Origin of the sequence: Oerskovia jenensis (assembly GCF_016907235.1) — a bacterium.
GTDB lineage: Bacteria > Actinomycetota > Actinomycetes > Actinomycetales > Cellulomonadaceae > Oerskovia > Oerskovia jenensis.
The window spans coordinates 797256-818688 of record NZ_JAFBBO010000001.1; the positions used below are offsets into that span (position 1 = coordinate 797256).

A 21433-nucleotide genomic window follows, 5' to 3' on the forward strand; every position below is an offset into this window, starting at 1 on the left:
GTGACGACCTCCCCCGGGGCCGACTCGCCCCTGCCCGCCGAGTCCCCGGCCGACCCCGACGAGCGCACCGAGGTGCGTGCCGCCGTCCGGCAGGCCGTGTCCGTCTCGATCGCGACGGGCCTGTACGGCATCTCGTTCGGTGCGCTGTCCGTGGTCGCCGGGCTGACCCTGCCGCAGACCATGGTCCTGAGCCTGCTCATGTTCTCGGGCGGGTCGCAGTTCGCGCTGCTGGGCGTCGTGGCCTCGGGCGGGACGTCGGCCGCCGCGGTCACGACCGCCGGCCTGCTCGGCCTGCGCAACACCCTGTACGGCGCCCAGCTCTCGCCGCTGCTCGCCCTGCACGGGTGGCGGCGCGTGCTCGCGGCCCATGTCACGATCGACGAGTCGACGGCCGTCGCGACCGCGCAGCGCAGCAAGGCGGCCTTCCGGGCCGGCTTCTGGTGGACCGGGATCGGGATCTTCGTCGTGTGGAACCTGCTCACGCTCGTCGGCGCGCTCGCCGGCGACGCCATGGGCGACCCCAAGGCGTGGGGCCTCGACGCCGCCGCGGGCGCGGCCTTCCTCGCGCTCCTGTGGCCGCGCCTCGCGAGCCGGGTCATGCAGCTCACCGCGGCGCTCGCGGTCGTGGTCGCGGTCGTCCTGCTCCCCTTCGTGCCGCCCGGGGTCCCGGTCCTCGCGGCCGCGGCCGCGGCCATCGTCATCGGCCAGGTCGCCCGGCAGCCCCGCCAGCCGATCACCGTCACGCAGTACGTGCCCGACGGCGCCGCGCACCCCTCGCCCACGGCCTCCCCCGAGGCGCCGCCCGCCACGGCGGGCCCGACCGACCCGGCCGCTCCGGTGGACCCGGCCAACCCACCCGACCCGGCTGCCCCGCCCGACCCGACCACGACGACCGACCGCACCGAGGAGTCCTGATGTCCGACACCGCCCTGTGGGCCACCGTGGTCGCGGCCTCGCTCGTGTGCCTCGGGCTCAAGCTCGCGGGGCACCTGATCCCCGAGCACTGGCTCGCGTCCGACCGCGTCGCGCGCACCGCGGCCCTCGTCACGGCCTCGCTGCTCGCGGCCCTCGTCGCGGTCCAGACCGTGGGCGACGGGCAGGGCATCGCGATCGACGCGAGGCTGCCGGCCCTCGCCGTCGCCGCGGTCGCGCTCGTCCTCCGGGCGCCCTTCCTCGTCGTCGTGGTCCTGGCCGCCGCGACGGCCGCGGGGCTGCGCGCGCTCGGGCTTCCCTGACCGCACGGAGCGGCGTCCAGGCTCGGGTAGGGTCGGCGGATGGCCCTCTTCAGCGAGTCCGCGGACGTCTCGGTCCGCCCGGCGATCCCCGGCGACGAGGTCGCGGTCACCGCGATCCAGGTCGAGTCCTGGCGCTCGGCGCACGCCGAGGTCCTGGGAGAGGCCGTGCTCGACGCGCTCGACGTGCCCCGCATGCAGGAGCAGTGGGCCGGGGCCGTGTCGTCCCCGCCAGGACCAGGCTTCGCGGTGCTCGTGGCCCTGGCGGCGGACCGTGTCGTGGGCTTCGCGGCCGTGGCCCCGGGCCAGCTCGTCGCGCTCGAGGTGCTCCCGACCCACCAGCGCGGGGGGCACGGCTCCCGGCTGCTGTCCGCGGCCGTCGACCGGCTGCGCCAGGACGGGTCCGAGGAGGTCGTGGCCTGGATCCTGGACGGCGACACCGCGCGTGAGCAGTTCCTCGGTGGCGCCGGGCTGGGCCCCGACCAGCGCACCCGGACGCTGGCGACCGGGGTGCGCGACGTCGTCGAGCACCGGTGGAGCGCGTCGATCTGACGCGTGCTCGTCCCGTCCTAGCGGGACGCCCTGCGCTCGGCCCGGTACATCCCGGCGGCCTTGCGCAGCATGGCCCGGGCCCGCTTGCGGTCCCCCGACGCGTCGTACGCGAACGCCACGTGGTACCAGGAGCGCCAGTCGTCCGGGTGCTCCTCCGCGCGGGCCCGGTGCTCCTCGAACGCGGCGTCCGCCGCGGCGCGGTCGATACGCCCCCCGGGCGAGCGCGGCAGGTCGTCGACCGGCAGCTCGCCCGCTGCGGCCAGCTCGTCGGCCATCTTCTGCACCGTGACGGCGAGCCAGAACTCCCAGCCGATGAGCCCGATCACGACGAGCGGGATGAGCAGGACGCCGACCCCGATCGCGATCCCCGCAGGCTCACCGGTCCCCATGAGCGCCTGCGCCCGGCCCAGGATCGCCCAGACGTAGATCGCGAGCAGGGCTGTGACGACCACGGCCCCGATCAGGCCCTTGCGGTTCCTCACGAGAGGTCCATGACGTTCTCGAGACCGACCGTCAGTCCGGGGCGGGAGACGATCTCCCGGATGCCGAGCAGCACGCCGGGCATGAACGACACCCGGTCGAACGAGTCCTGGCGGATGATCAGCTGCTCGCCCTCGTTGCCGAACAGGATCTCCTCGTGCGCGACCAGGCCCCGCAGCCGCACGGCGTGGACCCGGACGCCGTCGACGTCGGCGCCGCGCGCCTCCCAGCCGGACTCGGTCGCGTCGGGGCTCGCCCCGAGGCCCGCCTCCTCGCGTGCCTTCGCGATCGCTCGTGCGGTGTGCGTCGCGGTGCCGCTGGGCGCGTCGACCTTGTTCGGGTGGTGCAGCTCGATGACCTCGGCCGACTCGAAGTAGCGTGCGGCCTTGGCCGCGAACGTCATGGCGAGCACCGCGGACAGGCCGAAGTTGGGGGCGATCAGGACGCCCACGCTCGTGCCCTCGGCGGCCTTGCGGCCCAGGTGCGCGATGAGACGGCCACGGCTCTCGTCGGTCCATCCCGTGGTGCCCACGACCGCGTGGACCCCGAGGTCGATCAGTGCGTGGACGTTGTCCTCGGTGACAGAGGGGATCGTGAAGTCGACCGCGACCTGAGCCCCCGCGGCGGCGACCAGGGACAGGTCGTCCCCCGCGTCGACCCGCGCGACGAGCTCCAGGTCCGGCGCGGCCTCGACCGCTGCGCACACCGTGGCGCCCATGCGCCCTGCCGCGCCGAGGACGGCGACCTTGATCGGCGTCGGGGCTCCGTTCTGCAGGGAGGACTGGTCAGCGCTCTGGCCGGGGTTCACGTCGTTCGAAGTCACCCGCCAACCCTAGCCGCAACGCGAGGAGGGCCGGTGCGCGTGATGCGCACCGGCCCTCCTCGTTCACGCTGTGAGACTCAGTCCCCGAAAGGCCCCACGCGCACGGTCGAGCGCGGACGGGAGGCGAGCTCCTCCGCGAGCTTGCGCACGTCGTCGGAGGTCACCGAACGGATCCGTTCGAGCGACTCCGCGACGCTCAGCAGCTCACCGAACACGAGCTCCGACTTGCCCAGGCGGCTCATGCGCGAACCCGAGTCCTCCAGGCCCAGCACCAGCCCGCCCGAGAGCTGACCGATGCTCCGGTCCAGCTCGGCCTGCGTGATGCCCGACTCGGCGAGCTTCTCGAGCTCGCTCGTCATGAGCTCGGTCACCTGGTCGACCTTCGAGGGCGCACACCCTGCGTACAGGCCGAACGTCCCGATGCCGCCGTGGCCCGACGCGAACGAGTACGTCGAGTACGCCAGGCCCCGCTTCTCACGGATCTCCTGGAAGAGCCGCGAGCTCATGCCGCCGCCGAGGACGGCGCTGAGCACCGAGAGCGTGAAGCGGCGCTCGTCCGTCGCGGACAGGCCCGTGCCACCGATGATGACGTTGGCCTGCTCGACGGTGCGGCGGATCGTGAGCTCGACGCCCTCGATCCCCACGCCCTGCACGTCCGCGTTGTCGCGGCGCGCGCGGGGCGTGCCCGCAGGGTCGAGGTCCCAGCCACCGGTCGTGAGCGCGGTCGCGACCTGCTCGCACAGCGTGTCGTGGTCGACCCCACCGGCCGCGGCGACGACGAGCGTCTCCGGGCGGTAGTGCCACTGGTAGTGCTCCCAGACGGCGCTGCGCGGCACGGCGTTGATGGTGTCCGGCGTCCCGCCGATCGGGCGTCCCAGGGGGTGCCCGGCCAGCACGGCCTGCGCGAACTCCTCGTGCACGACGTCCGACGGGTCGTCGTCGTTCATGGCGAGCTCTTCGAGGATCACGCCCCGCTCGGTCTCGAGCTCGTCCTCGTCGAGACGGGCCGAGGTGACCATGTCGGTGATGACGTCGACCGCCATGGGCAGGTCGGAGTCGAGCACGCGAGCGTAGTAGCAGGTGTGCTCCTTGCCGGTCGCGGCGTTGGCCTCACCGCCGACGGCGTCGAACGCCTCGGCGATGTCCATCGCGGACCGGCGGGCAGTTCCCTTGAAGAGCAGGTGCTCCAGGAAGTGCGTGGAGCCGAAGTGACCGTCTGTCTCGTCGCGCGAGCCGACGCCGACCCATGCTCCGACGGTCGCCGAGCGCAGGCCCGGCATCGACTCGGTGAGGACCCGAACCCCGCCGGGCAGGACCGAGCGACGAATCGTCGCCCCGTCCTGCCCGGCGGTCAGCTCACCCTCGGGCGAACCCGAGGGGACGAGCGGAAGGTTCCAGGGCACGTCAGGCGTCGTCCCCGGCAGGTGCCTCGGCGTCGGCCGGAGCGTCGTCCGAGCCCTCGACGACCGCGTGCAGCGACAGCTTGCCGCGCGGGTCGATCTCGCCGATCTCGACCTGGACCTTCTGGCCGATCGACAGGACGTCCTCGACGTTCTCGACGCGCTTGCCACCGACGAGCTTGCGGATCTGGCTGATGTGCAGCAGACCGTCCTTGCCCGGGGACAGCGAGACGAAGGCGCCGAACGACGTGGTCTTGACGACCGTGCCGACGAAGCGCTCGCCGATCTCGGGGACGTGCGGGTTGGCGATCGCGTTGATCGCCGCGCGGGCGGCCTCTGCGGAGGGGCCGTCGGTGGCACCGATGTACACGGTGCCGTCGTCCTCGATGGAGATGTCCGCGCCCGTCTCCTCCTGGATCTGGTTGATCATCTTGCCCTTCGGGCCGATGACCTCGCCGATCTTGTCCACGGGGACCTTGACCGCGATGACGCGAGGAGCGTTGGGGCTCATCTCGTCGGGCACGTCGATGGCCTCGTTGAGGACGTCCAGGATGGTCAGGCGCGCGTCGCGGGCCTGGGTCAGCGCGCCGGCCAGGACCGAGGCGGGGATGCCGTCGAGCTTGGTGTCGAGCTGGATGGCCGTGATGAACTCACGCGTACCGGCGACCTTGAAGTCCATGTCGCCGAAGGCGTCCTCGGCACCGAGGATGTCGGTCAGCGCTGCATAACGAACCTCCTCGCCGTCGGCCGTGCTCACAGTGTCGGAGACGAGGCCCATCGCGATGCCCGCGACCGCTGCGCGCAGCGGCACACCGGCGTTGAGGAGCGAGAGGGTCGAGGCGCACACGGAGCCCATCGAGGTCGAGCCGTTGGACCCGAGGGCCTCGGAGACCTGACGGATCGCGTAGGGGAACTCCTCGCGACTCGGCAGCACCGGCACGATCGCGCGCTCGGCGAGGGCGCCGTGCCCGATCTCGCGACGCTTCGGGCTACCCACGCGGCCGGTCTCACCGGTCGAGTAGGGCGGGAAGTTGTAGTTGTGCATGTAGCGCTTGCGCGTCTCCGGGGAGAGCGTGTCGAGCTGCTGCTCCATGCGGAGCATGTTCAGCGTGGTGACACCCAGGATCTGGGTCTCGCCGCGCTCGAAGATCGCCGAGCCGTGGACGCGGGGCAGGACCTCGACCTCGGCCGACAGGGTGCGGATGTCCGCGAGCCCACGGCCGTCGATGCGGAAGCCGTCCGTGAGGATGCGCGCGCGGATGAGCTTCTTCTGCACCGAGCGGTACGCGGCGGAGATCTCCTTCTCGCGGCCCGCGAAGTCACCGGCGAGCTCGGCCTGGATCTCGGCCTTGATCTCGTCGAGACGGTTCTCGCGGTCCTGCTTGTCGGCGATGCTCAGGGCCTCGCCCAGGCGGGCCGTCGCAGCGGCCTCGACCGCGGCGTAGACGTCGTCCTGGTAGTCCGGGAACGTCGGGAAGTCCTGCACGGGCTTGGCGGCCTTGGCCGCGAGCTCCTGCTGCGCCTCGACGAGCACGCGGATGAAGGGCTTGGCGGCCTCGAGGCCGCCTGCGACGACCTCTTCGGTCGGGGCGCCGACGCCCTCGTTCTTGATGAGGTTCCAGGAACCCTCGGTGGCCTCGGCCTCGACCATGGTGATCGCGACGTCGTCACCCACGACACGCCCCGCCACGACCATGTCGAAGACGGCGCGCTCCTTGTCGGAGTACTTGGGGAACGCGACCCACTGGCCGTCGATCAGGGCGACGCGGACGGCGCCGATCGGGCCGGAGAACGGCAGGCCGGAGAGCTGCGTCGAGATCGACGCCGCGTTGATGGCCAGGGTGTCGTACGCGTCGTCCGGGTGGATGGCGAGCACGGTGATGACGACCTGGACCTCGTTGCGCAGACCCTTGACGAACAGGGGGCGCAGCGGGCGGTCGATCAGACGGCAGGCCAGGATCGCCTCGGTCGAGGGGCGACCCTCACGACGGAAGAACGAACCGGGGATCTTGCCGGCGGCGTACTGCCGCTCCTCGACGTCCACCGTCAGGGGGAAGAAGTCGAACTGTTCCTTGGGGTGCTTGCCGGCCGTCGTGGTCGACAGCAGCATGGTCTCGCCGTCCAGGTAGGCGGCTGCGGAGCCACCGGCCTGACGCGCGAGGCGTCCGGTCTCGAACCGGACGGTACGGGTTCCGAAGCGACCGTTGTCGATCGTTGCTTCGGTGAATTCGATCTCGGGACCCTCCACGGGTGCCCTCCTCACTCTCGAAGTGCCGCCTTCGGTGCCTGTCGAGGGTGCATCCACTCGACGCTCGGCGGTCTTCGATCGAGGCCCACGGTCTTCCCGCTCGAGGCGGGTTCCGGGAGCCACTACCGAGGACCGAACGAAAGGCTGGCGGCGTGGGTTTCTTACGGGTACTTCACACCGGACCAGCCCGGCCCCGTGCGGGGCCGGGCTGAGTCAGGGGGTGTCAGCGACGCAGACCGAGGCGCTCGATGAGGCTGCGGTAGCGGTTGATGTCGACCTTCTGCAGGTAGCCGAGGAGACGGCGACGCTGGCCGACGAGGAGCAGCAGGCCACGACGGCTGTGGTGGTCGTGCTTGTGCTCCTTGAGGTGCTCGGTGAGGTCCTTGATGCGCTGCGTCAGCATCGCGACCTGGACCTCGGGCGAACCGGTGTCGCCCTCGCTCGTGGCGTACTCGGTCATGATGCGCTGCTTGGTGGCAGTGTCGAGGGGCACGGCTCTCCTTGTGGTGTTCGTTGCGCGGCGCGCCAGGGCTAGATCCCTGGGCTCTTCGGCAGGCTTGCCAGCCTCCGCGGCCGTTCTGACGGCGCCCATAGTCTAGCAGGGTTGCCCGGGGCACGACCCTGACCTCGCGGGACGGCGAGCTTGGTACCTGCACGAGCGTACCGGGATGCTCCCCGGGCCGTCGGGCCTCACTCCCCCAGCAACCCCCGCCGGCGCGCCTCGGCGACCGCGGCCGTGCGCGAGTCGACCCCGAGCTTCTCGTAGACGTGCACCAGGTGGGACTTCACGGTCGCCTTCGACAGGAACAGCCGGCGCGCGACCTCGTCGTTCGAGCAGCCCTGCGCCACGAGCCCGAGCACCTCGAGCTCGCGCAGGGACAGCGAGACGCCGGGGGCCCGCATGCGCCCGAGCAGCCTGCGCTGGACGCTGGGCCCGAGCGCGACCTGTCCGTCGGCCGCCGCCCGGATCGCGGCGGTCAGCTCGTCGGTCGGCGCGTCCTTGAGCAGGTAGCCCGTGGCACCGGCCTCGATCGCGGCGAGGATCTCCTGGTCGGAGTCGTAGGTCGTGAGGATCAGGACGGGCGGCCCGCCCAGGCGCGTGACCTCGCGCGCGGCCTGCGCGCCGCCCATGCGGCCCTCGCCGAAGCGCAGGTCGAGCAGCACGACGTCGGCCTCGAGCCCGGCCCCTACCCGACGGACGAGCTCCTCGGCCGTGGCCAGCTCGTCCACGACCTCCATGTCGGCCTCGGCATCGACGACGGCGCGCAGGCCCGCGCGGACCACGGGGTGGTCGTCGGTCAGCACGACGCGGATGGTCCCGTCGAGGGTCATGGCGGCTCCTGGGGTGGCGGGTGGTCAGCGTGGTTCGACGGCGCCGGAGGCGTCGGCGGGGTCGGCGGGGTCGAGCGGCAGGTGGACCGCGAGCGCCGTGCCCTCGCCGGGCGCGCTCTCGAGGGAGAAGGTCCCGCCGAGCTCGGCGACGCGCGAACGCATCGCGGTCAGCCCGAACCCTGAGCGGGGTGGAGGCGCCGCCCCTGCTGCCGCGCTGTCGCCGCCGTCCTCCGGCCCGACGGCGGAGGGGGCGTCCCGGAGCGGGTCCGGTGCGGCGTGGGTCCGGTCGGCAGCGGTCCGGTCGGCAGGGGCCCGGCCAGCCGCCACGGCGCGCCCGGTCGCCGCGACCAGCCGTGGGTCGAACCCGCGACCGTCGTCGACCACGTCGAGCGCGACGGCGTCCCCGAGGAAGCTGAGCGTGACCGCGGCTCGCGTGGCGGCGGCGTGCTGGACGACGTTGGCGAGCGCGGACTGGGCGATGCGCAGCAGCGCGGTCTCGACGGTCACCGGCAGCGGGCGTGGCTGCCCCGAGGCCTCGACCGTCACGGTCAGAACTCCCCCGGCCGCGAGCGTCGTGCGGTCGGCAACCCGTTCGAGCGCACCCACGAGCGTCGCGGACTCGAGGTCGGCCGGAGACAGGTCGCGCACGAAGCGGCGGGCCTCGGCCAGGTTCTGCTGCGCGGCGAGCCGTGACTGGGTGACGTAGCCGCGCGCGGCGCGTGCCGCCGTCGGGCCGGGGGCTCCCTCCGTGAACGCTCCCGGCGCCTCGACCTCCTCGAGCGCAGCGTCCGCCGCGCGCAGCAGCAGCTCGATCGACGAGAAGCCCTGCGCGAGCGTGTCGTGGATCTCGCGTGCGAGGCGTTCGCGCTCGGTCGCGACCGCGGCCTCGCGCTCGGAGGCCGCGAGGTCCGCGCGGGTGCGGACGAGGTCGTCGATGAGCTCCTGGCGGCCCTGCGACTCGCGCACGATCGTCTCGAAGCCGAGGACGACGGCGATGGCGACGAGGCCGCCGAACGTCGGGCCCAGGATCGAGCCCACGAGCTGCTGGCCGCCCAAGATCGCGCCGCCGATCGCGCACGCCGTGGTCGCCGCCACGGCCACGATCCCGCGGCGGGGTCCGAGCACGTGCATCTCGAGGAACATGAGCGGGAACGCGATCCACAGCGCGACCGGGGTCAGGAGCAGCAGCAGCGCCCACCCCACGATCAGCGCCGAGACCCACGCTCCCGTGGGCCACCAGGCGCCACGCGGGGCGTCGACCGCGGTGTCGCGCACGTTGATCCGCGAGCGCCCCACGCCGTAGACGGCCAGGAGCGCCAGGCCGCACGCGAGCGCGCCCCATGCCCCGGCGTCCAGGCCACCGGCGCTCAGGGCCTCGGCCCAGCGGGAGCCGACCGCGAGCCCGACGAGGGCGACGAGGAGCACGTCGAGCGCGATCTGGAGCCCGAGGGCTGCGGAGATCACGGCGCGAGGCTTCACATCGCCACCCTAGCCACGCGGCGGGCGCGACGTGCCGCGCGCGATCCATCGAAAGGTTGATCCTCGGCCCCACCTCCTGGCCGGGCAGGAGCATCCACGGGCCCGATCCGCGCGAGCCCCTCCAGCGGGAGGCTGGACGCAGATCGATTCCACGCCAACCACCGGAGGCTCTTGATGTTCGTCGCGCTGCGTGACCTGCGCTTCGCCCGGGGACGCTTCGTCCTCATGTCCACCGTCATCGTCCTCATCACGTTCCTCGTGGGCTTCCTGGCCTCGCTGACCGCGGGCCTGGCCCGCGCGAGCACGTCAGGCATCACCGACCTCCCGGTCGACAGCCTCGCGTTCACCGTCACCGGGGACGCCAAGCCGTCCTTCACCGAGTCCCAGGTCGACGCCACGCAGTGGGAGGCGTTCGCCGGCGTGGACGGTGTCTCCTCGGCCGAACCTCTCGGGATCGCGACGACGCGCGCCTCGGTCACCGCGGGCGCCGACGGCGAGGCCGGGACCACCGCGGCCGTCACCGCGTTCGGCTCACGGCCGGGCTCGGGTCTCGTGCCCGACGGCGCCGAGGCCGCCCCCGGCAGCGTGCTGCTGTCGAGCGGCGCGGCCGACGACCTGGGCGCCCAGAAGGGCGACGAGGTCGCCCTGGGCTCGCTGACCCTGACCGTCGCGGGCGTGCTCGACACCCAGGCCGACTTCTCGCACACGCCCGTCGTCTGGATGGACCTGACCGACTGGCAGACCGTCGGAGCCCGTGGGGGCGGCGCGTCCGGTGACGAGGTCGCGACCGTCGTCGCCCTCACCGGCGACCCCAGCGACTCCGCGCTCGCCGCGGCCGAGTCCGAGACCGGCACCACGACCCTGACCCCGATGGGCGCACGCGCCGCCGTCAGCTCGTTCTCGGCCGAGAACATGTCGCTCACCATGATGCAGGGCTTCCTCCTCGCGATCTCGGCCCTCGTCGTGGGCGCGTTCTTCACCGTGTGGACCATCAACCGGGCCGGCGACATCGCCGTCCTCAAGGCGCTCGGCGCCTCGACCTCCTACCTGCTGCGCGACGCGATCGGCCAGGCGCTCGTCCTGCTCGTGCTCGGCGTCGGCGTCGGGACCGCGCTCGCGGCCGGGGCCGGGGCCCTCGCGGCCCAGGTCATGCCCGTCGTCGTCTCCCCCGCCACGACGCTCCTGCCCGCGCTCATCCTCGTGGTCCTCGGCACGGTCGGCGCCGTCGCGGCGATCCTGCGGATCACGCGCATCGACCCGCACGCGGCGCTCGCGGCCCGCTGAGGCGACCCCAGCTCCTTGCTCCTGAAAGCTGCTCCTGAAAGGCACACCATGGACCTCACCCTCGACCACATCACCCTCGTCTACCCCGACGGCGAGTCGACCGTCACCGCGGTAGACGACGTCTCCCTGACCGTCCCCGCCGGGACCACGACTGCGGTGCTCGGCCCGTCGGGCTCGGGCAAGTCCTCACTCCTCGCGGTGGCGGCCACGCTCACGACCCCGACCGCGGGCGAGGTGCGCATCGGGGGCGACGTCGTCAACGCGCCGGCCGGTGCCGCGGGTTCGGCGACCGGTCGTCCGAGCGGCTCGCGGAAGGCGGCCTCGGCCGTGTCGTCGCAGGCCGCGCGGCTGCGGCGCGACCGGATCGGGATCGTGTTCCAGCAGCCGCAGCTCATCACGTCGCTCACCGCGCTCGAGAACCTCGAGCTCATGAGTCACCTGCGCGGCGAGCGCCCCTCGGCGCACCGCGACCGGGCGCTCGACCTGCTCGACGCCGTCGGGCTCCGCGACCAGGCCGCCAAGCGCCCCGGCCAGCTCTCCGGCGGACAGCGCCAACGCGTCGCGATCGCCCGCGCGCTCATGAACAACCCCGAGGTCCTGCTCGTCGACGAGCCCACCTCCGCGCTCGACCACACGCGCGGCGTCCAGATCATCGAGCTCGTCACCCGGCTCACCCGAGAGACCGGCGCCGCGACCATCGTCGTGACCCACGACGAAGCCACCCTCGACTCGGTCGACGCGCGCGTGCACCTGGCGGACGGGCGGCTCGTGGAGGCGGGCGAGGTCGCGTCGTTGGGCGCCTGACCCGAGGACGAGGGCCCTACGACCACACGGTCACAGGACCCTCGTCCCAGATGAGCGGACCTACTTCAGGATCCGCCGCGAGTGCTCCTCGTCCAGCGCAGACACCACGTCGCGCGCCACTCGCCAGGCATTGAAGGAATCCCGCTCGACCGCCACCCGCAGCAGGGACCAGTAGCCCTTCATGGCCTCGGCGTGGCACTGCTCACGAGGATCACCGTTGCCCGCCGCAACCTCGTCCCGATCAGGGTAGCCAGCGACGACCCGACCGAGGACGTCCAACACGGACGCCAGGTTCGCCGCCGGAATCGACCCCTCAGCGACAGCCGCAACGATCACCGAGACGACCGCCGGGGCACACTGAAACAGGTCACCCTGCGACTCGACCTCGTTGTCCAACCGTTCGTAGGCACCGTCGTCCGCATCTCCCTCGGCGAACAGGAGCATTCGAAGATCTTCCCCCACACCGCTGGCGTTTCCCCCGCCAGCGCGGAGCCTGTCCCACGGAACGAGGCACGACTGTTTCTCTGCGAGCACTGAACTCACCTCCCCGCGCTCACCAATCCGGCCGGGGTTTCCTCGGAGACGGTTGGCACCGAGAACCACCATCGCCGCCCCGTCAAGAACGAACACCACGCACGTGCCACTCGGTAGTGTGACACGTGACCGCTAACTGCCGTCCCTCAGGCGCCGAGATCGCTCGAGACGCTCCGTGACTGAGACTTGATGAGGGGGCCTGAAGATGAATTTGTTCTTCTGCTCGTCGAAACAATCCAGGTAACCGCGGACACGATCACCCACCTGGTAGTGATCTCCGTCATCAATATATAGGGCGTCGGTGAGTCCAACGCGCGAAAGTCCGAGGTTCAGGATGATCCCCCAACGGAACACCGCAATGACCTCCCCTTCCATCAGCGAGCCGATCAGTCGCTGCTCATCCGCACTCAACTGCTCACTCATCATCCTCCGATCAAGCTGCCATGCCACCCCTTCTCGGAGAATCAACCTGCCCGCATCTCTCCAATGAGCCGCGCAGCGTCGGGGGCAGCATTTCGGCCTTCCGTGAAGCGGTGGGGGTTCACATCAGCGTAGGTGCCATGCGTGACGATCAGGACGCCGAGACCGAAGGTGTGCGCGCAACTGACGCTGAAGATCTCGTCCCCGCCCGACCGCCCATCCCACGACGGATCCTGCTCAAACCTCTGCAACACATCCCCCGAATCGGCAGGCCCCCTCGCCCCGGCGAGTCGAAGAGCTTCTCCACGGGGGTGCCTCATGCTGTGGTCGGAGCGACTCTATCGCCCGACACGCCCGCCTCGGAGCGTCGTCTGAAGCACCGGACGCGCGTTTACCGCGTCCCCAGCGCCGTCCGGCCGAGCTCACACCCCCACTCGCGCGCCCGCTCGACCTCGCCCGGGCACAGCGGCCCCTCCATGCCCTCGACGTAGAAGGAGTGCGGCGAGCCGGCGGGCGAGAGCCCGCTGCGGCGGACCACCCGGTCGGCCGCCCGCGCGGCGCTGCCCGGGAGGTGCTTGACGGTCTTCACCCGGGTGTCGAACGTCGCCCCGAACCGCCCCGAGGCGCCGTCGGCGAGCGCGGCGAGCCACTCGCGGATGCCTCGTTCGACGACCGGGCTGGCCGGCCGTCGCCCGGCAGCCTCCTCGCGGGAGCCCGGGCGAGACATGCCGAACGCGTGCGTGGGGCCGCCGATGACGATCAGGTCGGCCCCGAGGACGTCGTCTCCCGGCGCTGCCGCGGACACCTCGACCGTGCGCACGTCCACCTGCTCGGACAGCCCGTCGGACACCGCCCGCGCGATCTCGGCAGTGTTCCCGAACATCGACTCGTAGATCACGACTGCTTCCATGGCTCCCGCTCCCGTCGTCAGTTCCAGGCTGCTCGCGGAGCACCCCCACCGCCAGGACCTTTGGTCCGGACGATCCGGGTCCTTGGACCCGGGTCGACGCGTCGCGCGCGGTCCGACGCGGTCCGGCCCGTCCCGGTCACCCCAGCAGCGGCTTGGCCCCCGTGGCCCGCACGTGCGAGGCCACGGCCAGCGCGATCCACACCGCGATCCCCTGGAACACGATGAGGGTCAGCGTGGGCGCACCCACGAGGAGGCAGATGCCGAGCGGGATCGCGCTCAGCACGGCGACGTCGGGCCCCTGGGCGATCATCGAGGTCGCGCCGGTGGGCAGCGCGCCCGCGGGGGTCGCCATGAGCGGGCCGGACCAGTTCGGTGGCTTGCGGTAGGCGCCGCGGATCGCTGCGGCGCCCATGCCGACCGCGACGACGACCACCAGGGCGAACCACAGCCACTCCCCCGTACCCAGCACCAGCGGCACGACCCCCACCACGAGCGCGAGGAGCGCGGTCAGGGCCGGCACGGCGGTCCGGGCCAGCCGCGCGTCGCGCGCGGACAGAGGCATCATCGCGTCGAGGGCGGGCACCATCTCCGCGGTGCGTGCCCCCTCGGCGCCGAGCTGGGCCCCGCGGAACCCCGCGACGACGAGCAGGACGAACAGCCCGAACCCGCCTTCGAACGCGGGCACCTGCTGGGCGACGATCACGAGCGCCGTGAGCCCCACGAGCTGGGCGAGGGCCGACGGGCTGCGCCGCAGGAGGGTGAGGTCGGCCGCGACGAGAGCCGAGACCGGCCCGCGCACGACCGAGAAGCGCGAGGGCCTGCGGGCCCTGCCGCCACGGGTCGAGCCCGCTCGGCTCAGCGCACGACCGAGCTCACGCGTGTCGAGCGACAGGATCGCTCCGCCCGCCTGGTCGGCGACCGCGCTCTGCGTGCGCAGGACCTGGGCCCCGAGCGCCTCGAGCCGGCGCCACCACACGACCGCGAGGGCCAGCGCGCCGGCACCGACGACCACGATCGCCCACGGAGGGACCGAGAGCTCGCGCAGGTCGGACCAGCCCGCCACCACGAGCACGACCCCCGCGACCGGGACCGCGGCGATCAGCACGTCGCTCACCCGCGCGACCGTCGCGGCCACCCGGGTCCGCGGCTGGATGAGTCCGGCGATCCCCACGAGCAGCAGGCCCGCCGCGGCGCCGAGGGCCGCGCTGCGACCGGCCACACCGGGATCGGCACCGGAGGCGAGCGCGATGGCCGCGAGCCCTCCTGCCCCGACGACGACCGCGACCGCGACCCCGCGCCAGTACGACGGCGTGAGCAGGCCGCGCCGGTCGACGGGCATCGGGACCCACCAGCGCACGCCCGCGCTGCCCGTCCCGAGCGGGCCCAGCCGCACCGCCATGCCGGTCAGGAGCGCGAGGAGCGCGACCGAGGCCAGTGCCTGGATCGTGGCGGGTGTCAGGACCGCGGCCCGGCCGTCGACGGGCTCGACGAAGATCGTCTCGCGCAGCACGTTCGCTGCACCGATCACGAACAGCACGGAGATCGCGACCGACACCACGACGTACGCGATGTCCCCGATGAGCTGCCCGGGCCCTGCGTCGGCTCGCGACGCCGTGACCCGGGCCGTGAGCCGCCGGATCTCCCGGCCGGAGAACTCCTCCTCGGGGTCCGCGACGAGGAGCGGCAACGGAGCGTGCTCGACCACGGGCTCGGGCGTCACGGGCTCGGGCGCCGCGCGGTGCGTCGCGTCACCCCCGGGCCCGTGGGGTCCCTGCTTCGCGCCGTGCGACCGCTTCTTGCCCCTGCCCTGTGCCGCGTTCATCGCCGGGCCCTCAACGGACCTGGGCGAGCGCGGTGAGCGCTGCCTGGTGACCCAGTCGCAGGCACTCGTCGTCGCCGACGAGCAGCCCGCGGGCGCCGGTGCGCTCGACCAGGTCGGGGTCGTGCGTCGCGAACACGACGGCGGCTCCGCGCCCGGCCTCCTCGACGAGGATCCGGGCCAGGTCGGCGCGCATCCCGGGGTCGAGCCGCTGCTCGGGCTCGTCGAGCACGAGGACCTCGCGCGGGCGGGCGAACCCGGCCGCGAGCAGGAGACGTCGACGCTGCCCCGAGGACAGCTCGGTCGGCATGGCCCCCGACTGGTCGGCGAGGCCGAAGCGGTCGAGGAGCTGGTCGACGACCTCGCCGGCCCCGGCGACGCCGTGGCCGCGCGCGGTCAGGACGAGGTGCTCACGGGCCGTGAGCCCGGGGAAGTAGGCGTCGTCGTCGAGGATCCCGACGACCTTGGCGCGGAAGTCGCGCTCGCGCTCGTCCACGTCGCGGCCGAACGCCAGCACCTTGCCCGAGAGCGGCGCCAGCACTCCCAGGAGCGCGCGCAGGAGCGTCGACTTGCCGCTGCCGTTGGGTCCGATGATGGCCCACAGCTCGCCCGGGTGGACGGCGAGGTCGACCGGTGCGCACACGGGCGCCTCGGCGTACCCGACGCGCAGCGCCCGGGTCTCGAGCACGGGTTGCTTCTTGCTCGCCACGGCTACTCCCCTCCCCCTGCGCCGGACGCGCCGTCATCGCGAGGCGCAGCGAGCGTCCCCGCGCCCGGGGCGAGGATCACGCGGGCGCGCGCGACGTCGTCGTGCATGGTCTCCACGAGCGCGTCGATGCCGTCGAAGCGCAGCGTGGGACGCAGGTGCTCGACGAACTCCAGGACGACCTCCTCGTCGTACAGGTCGAGGTCGGTGCGGTCCAGGACGTAGGCCTCGACGCGGCGCTCGACGCCGTCGAACGTGGGGTTGGTGCCGATCGAGATGGCCGCGGGCAGCACGCCGTCGCGGTTCCCCGGGTCCGCCGCGAGGAGCTGGGGACGACGCAGCCAGCCCGCGTACACGCCGTCGGCCGGGACCATGCCGCTGATCGCGCCCAGGTTGGCCGTGGGGAACCCGAGCTCACGTCCGCGCGCGTCACCGTGGATCACGACACCGCGCAGGCGGTGGTGGCGTCCGAGCAGCGCTGCGGCCTCGCGGACCTTGCCGTCCGTGAGCAGGCCGCGGATCTCGGTCGAGGACCACCGTCCGCTGGGCACGCCGGCGTCGACGGCGACCGACGCGACCGTCCCGACGTCGTCGATCGCCCGGACCTCGAAGCCGTGCGTCCGGCCGAGCTCGATCATGGTCGCCAGGTTGCCCGCGTTCTCGCGTCCGAAGCGCACGTCGTGACCCACGACGACCGTCCGGGCGCCCAGGCCCTCGACGAGGTAGGTCTGTACGAACTCCTCAGGGCTCTGCCGCGCGAAGTCGAGCGTGTACTCGACGAGCAGCACCGCGTCGAGGCCCGTGGCCTCGAGCAGCTCCAGACGGTCGGCGATACCGGTCAGGAGCTCGGGCGCCTGCTCGGGCCGGTGGACCATCGCGGGATGCGGGTGGAACGTCACGGCCACGGCCTGGGAGCCGGACTCCCGGGCGAGGGACACGATGCGGCCGAGCACCTCGGCATGGCCGCGGTGGACGCCGTCGAAGTTGCCGATCGTCACGACCGACGGTCCGAATCCCGGCGGAACCTGGTCCAGGTCCGTCCACAGGTGCACGCGTACTCCTCGAGATGGGTGTGAGGCGGGCCCGCTCGCAGGCCCGACGACGGCGCGCGCCCACGGCGCGCCTGGTCAAGATTGCCACGACTCGCCCGGGTGTTCCCCATCGAACCGGCCTGCGGTCACCCGCGGTCCAGGCTCGTGCTCACGCCGGGGCGAACACGATCACCGGCTTGGCCTTGTGCTTGCCCTCGCGCACCACGTTCTCGACCAGCGCGACGAGCGACCCGTCGTCGCCGATCGCGGCCGTCGTGGCGTCCTGCGCGGACGGGTCGATCCACTTGCCGTAGGAGAGCGCGGTGCGCTCCTCGGGTGTCAGGTCGCGCGCCGGGAACGTCGCGCGGGCCGCGTCGGCGAGCGGGAGCGTCGCGAGGACGCCGTCGCGCTCGACCTGCGCCTCGAGCTCGTCGAGCGTCGAGGCGCCGGACAGCACGTAGCCGCCCACGCGCGTGCGGCGCAGGGCCGTGAGGTGTCCCCCGACGCCGAGGTCCGCCCCCAGGTCGCGGCCGAGCGCCCGGATGTAGGTCCCCGAGGAGCACACGACCGTGACGTCGACGTCGAGCGCGGGCAGGTCGTCCGGCGCCACGGCCGGGACGGGCCGCACCTCGTGGACGTCGAAGCGCGAGATCGTCACGGGGCGGGCTGTGAGCTCGACCTGCTCGCCCGAGCGCACGAGCGCGTACGCGCGCTGCCCGTCGACCTTGATCGCGGACACCGAGCTCGGCACCTGCTCGATGGGACCGGTCAGGAGCGCGACGCCCGCGTCGATCGCCTCGCGCGTCACAGCCGAGGCGTCCGCGCGCGAGGTGGTCTCGCCCTCGGCGTCGTCCGTGGTCGTGGCGGAGCCCAGCCGGATCGTCGCGGTGTACTCCTTGTCCGCGCCCACGACGTACGTCAGGAGCTTGGTCGCGCGCCCGATCCCCAGGACGAGGACGCCCGTCGCCATGGGGTCGAGCGTGCCCGCGTGGCCGACCTTGCGGGTCCCCGCGAGCCGGCGCAGGCGAGCCACCACGTCGTGGCTCGTGAGCCCCTGGGGCTTGTCGACGATCACGAGGCCGTCGGGGGCGGTGGGGCGGCGCTCGCGCACCGGCTTCTGGTCGTGCGTCATCGTGGTCCTCGTGCTCGGGGTCGGAAGGTGAGGGTCTGGGGGTGGGTCGACGGAGTGAGCGCCGGTCTCAGCGCCGGCCGGACTCCGGCCGCGGCGCGGCCCGGCCCTGGGCCTGGTCTGCGGCTCCCGGATCGGCGCCCGGTCCGCCGGACCCGTCCGCTGCCTGCGCGGCCGGGTCGACCGCGGGCAGCGCCTCGCCGAAGGCGCAGAGCATGAGCTCGGCCAGGCGCGGGTCGTCGCCGAAGTGCTCGGGGGCGCCGATCGCGAGCAGGGTGTTGAGCAGCATGCCCTGCGCGAGGAAGTCCCGGGCCTGTTCGAGCGTGCCGCCCGTGCGGTCCTGGTAGAGCTCGAAGATCTGGACGAAGATCTCGCGCGACCGTGCTCCGAAGACCGGGTCCGCCCCGGCCGCGAAGCCGTGCATGAGGACGAGCAGGAGGTTGCGGTCGGCCAGGAGGCGGACGTACGCCGCGCCGAGCTCGGCCGCTGCCTCAGGGCCGCGCGGCACCTCGGAGAAGGTCCCGACGATGCGGCGGCCGATGCGGTCGAACACCTCGGCGAAGAGCTCGTGCTTGGTGCCGAACATCCGCACGACGTAGGGCTGGGAGACTCCTGCGGCCCGGGCGACCTGGTCGGTGCTGGTCCCGGCGTACCCGCCCGCGGCGAACACCGCGGTCGCCGCGTCGAGGATCTGCTCTCGCCGCTCGTCGCGTGACATGCGGCGACCCGGTACCCCTGCGCCCGTGGCCGGGGACCGCTCGAAGCTCGGTGCGCTCTCCATGTTGACAAGGTTATCAGTTGATAACTAGCGTCGGAGTCGTAGTAATCATCCGATGCTTACCGAACTGAGGAGTCGTCATGTCCACGACCGCCCCACCCGATCGGCCACCGGCCGTCACGACCCCTGCCGGCGTGTCCTCCGACGTCGGCACGGGCACCGGCGGGCCCCTGCCCGCGGGCCTCACCACCGCGATCGACGACGTGCGCTCCCCCGCTGCGCGCCGCCGTCGGCCGCTCGCCCTGGTTCTTGTCGCAGCCTCGCTGCCCATGTTCATGGCCACGCTCGACAACCTCGTCGTCACGGGGGCCCTGCCCGTCATCGCCCGCGCGCTGCGGCCGAGCGTCGAGCAGCTCCAGTGGTTCGTCAACGCCTACACGCTCGCGTTCGCGACGCTCATGCTCGTCGCCGCGTCGCTCGGCGACCGGTTCGGGCGCCGACGCGTCTTCGTCGTCGGCATCGCGGTGTTCACGCTCGCGTCGGTCGCGTGCGCGCTCGCTGACACCCCCTCCGCACTCATCGTGGCCCGCGCGATCCAGGGCGCCGGCGCCGCCGCGATCATGCCGCTGTCCCTCGCCCTCATCGCCGACGCCGTCCCCCGGGCGCGGCGTGCGCTCGCGATCGGGATCTGGGGCGGCGTCTCGGGCCTGGGCGTCGCGCTCGGCCCGCTCGTGGGCGGGGCGGTCGTCGAGGGCATGAGCTGGGAGGCCATCTTCTGGATCAACGTGCCCGTCGCACTCGTCGCGGTCCCGCTCGTGTTCGTCGCGCTGCGGGAGTCGTTCGGTCGCCGCGGTCCGATCGACCTCCTCGGCCTCGCGCTCGCCGGGACCGGGGTCTTCGCGGGGGTCTGGGGCATCATCCGCGGCAACGAGGACGGCTGGACGTCCGCGGTCGTGCTCTCGCTGCTCGTCGGGTCGATCCTCCTCCTCGTGGGGTTCGTCGCGTGGGAGCGGCGCCTCGCTCGCCTCGGCGGCTCGCCGCTGGTCCCCCTGCGCCTGTTCCGCTCGCGCAGCTTCGCGGTCGCGAACGTGTCCGGCTTCGCGTTCTCGCTCGGCATGTTCGGCGCCGTCTTCCTGCTCATCCAGTACTTCCAGATCGCCGAGGGGCTCTCGCCCCTCGAGGCCGGCGTGCGGACCCTGCCGTGGACCGCGGCCCCCATGCTCGTCGCGCCGCTCGCGGGCATGCTCGCGCCCCGGCTGGGGATCCGGACGCTCCTGGTCACGGGCCTCACCCTCCAGACGCTCGCGCTCGCGTGGCTCGCGATCGTGTCCTCGGGCGCGACGTACGCCGAGCTCGTCCCGGCCTTCGTGCTCGCCGGGATCGGCATGGGCTTGACGTTCGCACCGAGCGCCACCGCGGTCCTGGTCGACATGGACGAGTCCGACAACGCGACCGCGAGCTCGACCAACTCGACGCTGCGCGAGATCGGCGTGGCCCTGGGCGTGGCGGTGCTGGTCGCCGTCTTCCAAGCGGCCGGTGGGGCCCTGACCCCGGAGCTGTTCACGGAGGGCCTGCCGGCGGCGCTGTGGGTCGGCGCGGCGAGCGTGGGACTCGGCGCGGTCGCGGCGACGTTCCTCCCGCGCCGCTCCGCCCGCCCGACGGCGTAGCCCACCTCGCCGGCACGGGTCCGGTCCGGCGCCGGGTCCTGGACCCGTCGGACCAGACCCGGGTCGGGTTCCCCCGGACCCGGGTCCGTGACCGGGACCCGAACCGGGACCGGGACAGCAGAACGGCCGGTCCCCTGAGGGGACCGGCCGTTCGTGTGCTCGTGGTGCAGCACCCACCCGATCGCTCGGCCGGGTGCGCGGCTCGCCGTCAGGCGGGCGCGACCTCGTCGGAGTCCGTGGACCCGTCTGCCTCGGTCGCGTCCTCCGCGGAGGGCTTCTTGTACGGGTCGGCATCGCCGGCGTACGTGGCCTTCTCGCGCAGCGCGGCGAGCTCGGCATCGCGACGTGCTGCCTCGTGGAGGGCGACGTCGAGGTGGGCCGCGGTGTCGGGCACCGAGTCGAGGTGGAACTCGAGGGTCGGCGTGAGCCGGATCCCCGTCTGCTTGCCGACCTCGGAACGGATGATGCCCTTGGCGCTCTCGAGCGCCGCGGCGGTCCCTGCCCGCTCCTCGTCGTCGCCGTAGACCGTGTAGAACACCGAGGCGTTCTGCAGGTCACCGGTCACGCGCACGTCGGTGATGGTCACGAACCCCAGACGGGGGTCCTTGATCCGGGTGTCGAGCATCTGCGCCACGATGACCTTGATGCGGTCAGCGAGCTTCCGAGCCCTGGGCTTGTCGACCATGGTCCAGTCCTTTCATCAGGTGTGGCCCTCCGACAACAGTTCTCGGTAGGCCACCATTCAGGCCGTGAAGACGATCAACGCCTCGCCGGACGGTGGGGTGGGTCGTGGTGGGTCTGGCTGGCGGCCGAGGAACGAGGCCGCCTGGTAGACCCACCCCACCGTCCGGCGAGGCGTTACGAG

22 protein-coding genes are annotated in these 21433 nt (G+C 72.8%); 6 read left to right on the plus strand and 16 right to left on the minus strand.

Annotated elements, in window-relative coordinates:
- Genes JOD49_RS03605 through JOD49_RS03615 form a run of 3 tightly spaced genes read left to right on the plus strand, consistent with a single transcriptional unit; the run spans position 1 to position 1784 of the window.
- Positions 1-915: an AzlC family ABC transporter permease gene (locus tag JOD49_RS03605; protein ID WP_307822364.1), complete on the plus strand. Its 915-nt coding sequence runs from the start codon at positions 1-3 to the stop codon at positions 913-915.
- On the plus strand, positions 915-1235 hold the full coding sequence (locus JOD49_RS03610) for an AzlD domain-containing protein (RefSeq protein ID WP_205306005.1): 321 nt from the start codon (positions 915-917) through the stop codon (positions 1233-1235). Before JOD49_RS03605 ends, JOD49_RS03610 begins: the two co-directional genes overlap by 1 nt.
- Positions 1236-1274: 39 nt before the next feature.
- Positions 1275-1784, plus strand: a complete 510-nt coding sequence (locus tag JOD49_RS03615) for a GNAT family N-acetyltransferase (protein WP_205306006.1) — start codon at positions 1275-1277, stop codon at positions 1782-1784.
- 17 nt (positions 1785-1801) lie between these two features.
- Here JOD49_RS03615 and JOD49_RS03620 read toward each other — a convergent pair whose 3' ends face one another.
- From JOD49_RS03620 to JOD49_RS03650, 7 genes are all read right to left on the minus strand, one after another.
- Positions 1802-2266: a hypothetical protein gene (locus tag JOD49_RS03620; protein ID WP_205306007.1), complete on the minus strand. Its 465-nt coding sequence runs from the start codon at positions 2264-2266 to the stop codon at positions 1802-1804.
- Positions 2263-3039: a 4-hydroxy-tetrahydrodipicolinate reductase gene (gene dapB, locus JOD49_RS03625; RefSeq protein ID WP_275589008.1), complete on the minus strand. Its 777-nt coding sequence runs from the start codon at positions 3037-3039 to the stop codon at positions 2263-2265. Before dapB ends, JOD49_RS03620 begins: the two co-directional genes overlap by 4 nt.
- A 125-nt stretch (positions 3040-3164) precedes the next feature.
- Positions 3165-4490: a M16 family metallopeptidase gene (locus JOD49_RS03630; RefSeq protein WP_205306008.1), complete on the minus strand. Its 1326-nt coding sequence runs from the start codon at positions 4488-4490 to the stop codon at positions 3165-3167.
- A gap of 1 nt (position 4491) precedes the next feature.
- The gene (locus JOD49_RS03635; RefSeq protein WP_205306009.1) at positions 4492-6735 is read right to left on the minus strand and encodes a polyribonucleotide nucleotidyltransferase; all 2244 of its coding nucleotides are present in this window, start codon (positions 6733-6735) and stop codon (positions 4492-4494) included.
- Between the two features lie 223 nt (positions 6736-6958).
- The gene (gene rpsO / locus JOD49_RS03640; protein WP_205306010.1) at positions 6959-7228 is read right to left on the minus strand and encodes a 30S ribosomal protein S15; all 270 of its coding nucleotides are present in this window, start codon (positions 7226-7228) and stop codon (positions 6959-6961) included.
- A gap of 197 nt (positions 7229-7425) precedes the next feature.
- Entirely contained in the window at positions 7426-8067 is a 642-nt protein-coding gene (locus JOD49_RS03645; RefSeq protein WP_205306011.1) for a response regulator transcription factor, read from the minus strand.
- Positions 8068-8091: 24 nt separating this feature from the next.
- Entirely contained in the window at positions 8092-9546 is a 1455-nt protein-coding gene (locus tag JOD49_RS03650; RefSeq protein WP_307822365.1) for a sensor histidine kinase, read from the minus strand.
- A 174-nt stretch (positions 9547-9720) separates the two neighbouring features.
- On the opposite strand from JOD49_RS03650, the gene JOD49_RS03655 reads away from it, so the two are divergent.
- Together JOD49_RS03655 and JOD49_RS03660 are read left to right on the plus strand one after the other, a co-directional pair.
- Complete coding sequence (locus JOD49_RS03655; protein ID WP_205306012.1) at positions 9721-10830, plus strand: ABC transporter permease; 1110 nt, start codon at positions 9721-9723, stop codon at positions 10828-10830.
- Positions 10831-10878: 48 nt separating this feature from the next.
- Positions 10879-11634: an ABC transporter ATP-binding protein gene (locus JOD49_RS03660; RefSeq protein ID WP_205306013.1), complete on the plus strand. Its 756-nt coding sequence runs from the start codon at positions 10879-10881 to the stop codon at positions 11632-11634.
- Between the two features lie 60 nt (positions 11635-11694).
- On the opposite strand, the gene JOD49_RS03665 is transcribed toward JOD49_RS03660, so the two are convergent.
- The 8 genes from JOD49_RS03665 to JOD49_RS03700 form a co-directional block, all read right to left on the minus strand.
- Complete coding sequence (locus tag JOD49_RS03665) at positions 11695-12267, minus strand: hypothetical protein (RefSeq protein WP_205306014.1); 573 nt, start codon at positions 12265-12267, stop codon at positions 11695-11697.
- 33 nt (positions 12268-12300) lie between these two features.
- The gene (locus JOD49_RS03670; RefSeq protein WP_162259224.1) at positions 12301-12591 is read right to left on the minus strand and encodes a S1 domain-containing protein; all 291 of its coding nucleotides are present in this window, start codon (positions 12589-12591) and stop codon (positions 12301-12303) included.
- A gap of 388 nt (positions 12592-12979) precedes the next feature.
- Complete coding sequence (locus tag JOD49_RS03675) at positions 12980-13498, minus strand: flavodoxin family protein (protein ID WP_205306015.1); 519 nt, start codon at positions 13496-13498, stop codon at positions 12980-12982.
- Between the two features lie 136 nt (positions 13499-13634).
- On the minus strand, positions 13635-15320 hold the full coding sequence (locus JOD49_RS03680; RefSeq protein WP_205306016.1) for a DUF6297 family protein: 1686 nt from the start codon (positions 15318-15320) through the stop codon (positions 13635-13637).
- Between the two features lie 10 nt (positions 15321-15330).
- Complete coding sequence (locus JOD49_RS03685) at positions 15331-16026, minus strand: ABC transporter ATP-binding protein (protein WP_205306017.1); 696 nt, start codon at positions 16024-16026, stop codon at positions 15331-15333.
- A 2-nt stretch (positions 16027-16028) separates the two neighbouring features.
- A complete protein-coding gene (locus JOD49_RS03690; protein WP_205306018.1) occupies positions 16029-17075 on the minus strand; it encodes a bifunctional riboflavin kinase/FAD synthetase in 1047 nt (348 codons plus the stop codon).
- A 148-nt stretch (positions 17076-17223) separates the two neighbouring features.
- Positions 17224-18186 carry a tRNA pseudouridine(55) synthase TruB gene (gene truB, locus JOD49_RS03695; RefSeq protein ID WP_205306019.1) on the minus strand — a complete coding sequence of 321 codons (963 nt, stop codon included), beginning with the start codon at positions 18184-18186 and terminating at the stop codon, positions 17224-17226.
- A gap of 67 nt (positions 18187-18253) precedes the next feature.
- Positions 18254-18964 (minus strand): TetR/AcrR family transcriptional regulator, encoded by a 711-nt coding sequence (locus JOD49_RS03700; RefSeq protein ID WP_239525132.1) that lies wholly within the window; start codon positions 18962-18964, stop codon positions 18254-18256.
- Positions 18965-19041: 77 nt separating this feature from the next.
- Between JOD49_RS03700 and JOD49_RS03705 the strand changes: the two genes are divergently transcribed.
- A complete protein-coding gene (locus JOD49_RS03705) occupies positions 19042-20568 on the plus strand; it encodes an MFS transporter (RefSeq protein WP_205306020.1) in 1527 nt (508 codons plus the stop codon).
- A gap of 208 nt (positions 20569-20776) precedes the next feature.
- Here the strand turns inward: JOD49_RS03705 and rbfA are convergent, their stop codons facing one another.
- Positions 20777-21253 carry a 30S ribosome-binding factor RbfA gene (gene rbfA / locus JOD49_RS03710; RefSeq protein ID WP_205306021.1) on the minus strand — a complete coding sequence of 159 codons (477 nt, stop codon included), beginning with the start codon at positions 21251-21253 and terminating at the stop codon, positions 20777-20779.
- Positions 21254-21433 lie beyond the last annotated feature (180 nt).

Excerpts from the sequence above, each read along its gene's own strand:
- JOD49_RS03700 (WP_239525132.1), bottom strand. The coding sequence starts at position 18,964 with ATGGAGAGCGCACCGAGCTTCGAGCGGTCCCCGGCCACGGGCGCAGGG.
- JOD49_RS03680 (WP_205306016.1), bottom strand. The coding sequence starts at position 15,320 with ATGAACGCGGCACAGGGCAGGGGCAAGAAGCGGTCGCACGGCGCGAAG.
- truB (WP_205306019.1), bottom strand. The coding sequence starts at position 18,186 with ATGACGCACGACCAGAAGCCGGTGCGCGAGCGCCGCCCCACCGCCCCC.
- JOD49_RS03615 (WP_205306006.1), top strand. The coding sequence starts at position 1,275 with ATGGCCCTCTTCAGCGAGTCCGCGGACGTCTCGGTCCGCCCGGCGATC.
- JOD49_RS03705 (WP_205306020.1), top strand. The coding sequence starts at position 19,042 with ATGTCCACGACCGCCCCACCCGATCGGCCACCGGCCGTCACGACCCCT.
- JOD49_RS03675 (WP_205306015.1), bottom strand. The coding sequence starts at position 13,498 with ATGGAAGCAGTCGTGATCTACGAGTCGATGTTCGGGAACACTGCCGAG.
- JOD49_RS03610 (WP_205306005.1), top strand. The coding sequence starts at position 915 with ATGTCCGACACCGCCCTGTGGGCCACCGTGGTCGCGGCCTCGCTCGTG.
- JOD49_RS03670 (WP_162259224.1), bottom strand. The coding sequence starts at position 12,591 with ATGAGTGAGCAGTTGAGTGCGGATGAGCAGCGACTGATCGGCTCGCTG.
- JOD49_RS03645 (WP_205306011.1), bottom strand. The coding sequence starts at position 8,067 with ATGACCCTCGACGGGACCATCCGCGTCGTGCTGACCGACGACCACCCC.
- JOD49_RS03660 (WP_205306013.1), top strand. The coding sequence starts at position 10,879 with ATGGACCTCACCCTCGACCACATCACCCTCGTCTACCCCGACGGCGAG.
- rbfA (WP_205306021.1), bottom strand. The coding sequence starts at position 21,253 with ATGGTCGACAAGCCCAGGGCTCGGAAGCTCGCTGACCGCATCAAGGTC.
- JOD49_RS03655 (WP_205306012.1), top strand. The coding sequence starts at position 9,721 with ATGTTCGTCGCGCTGCGTGACCTGCGCTTCGCCCGGGGACGCTTCGTC.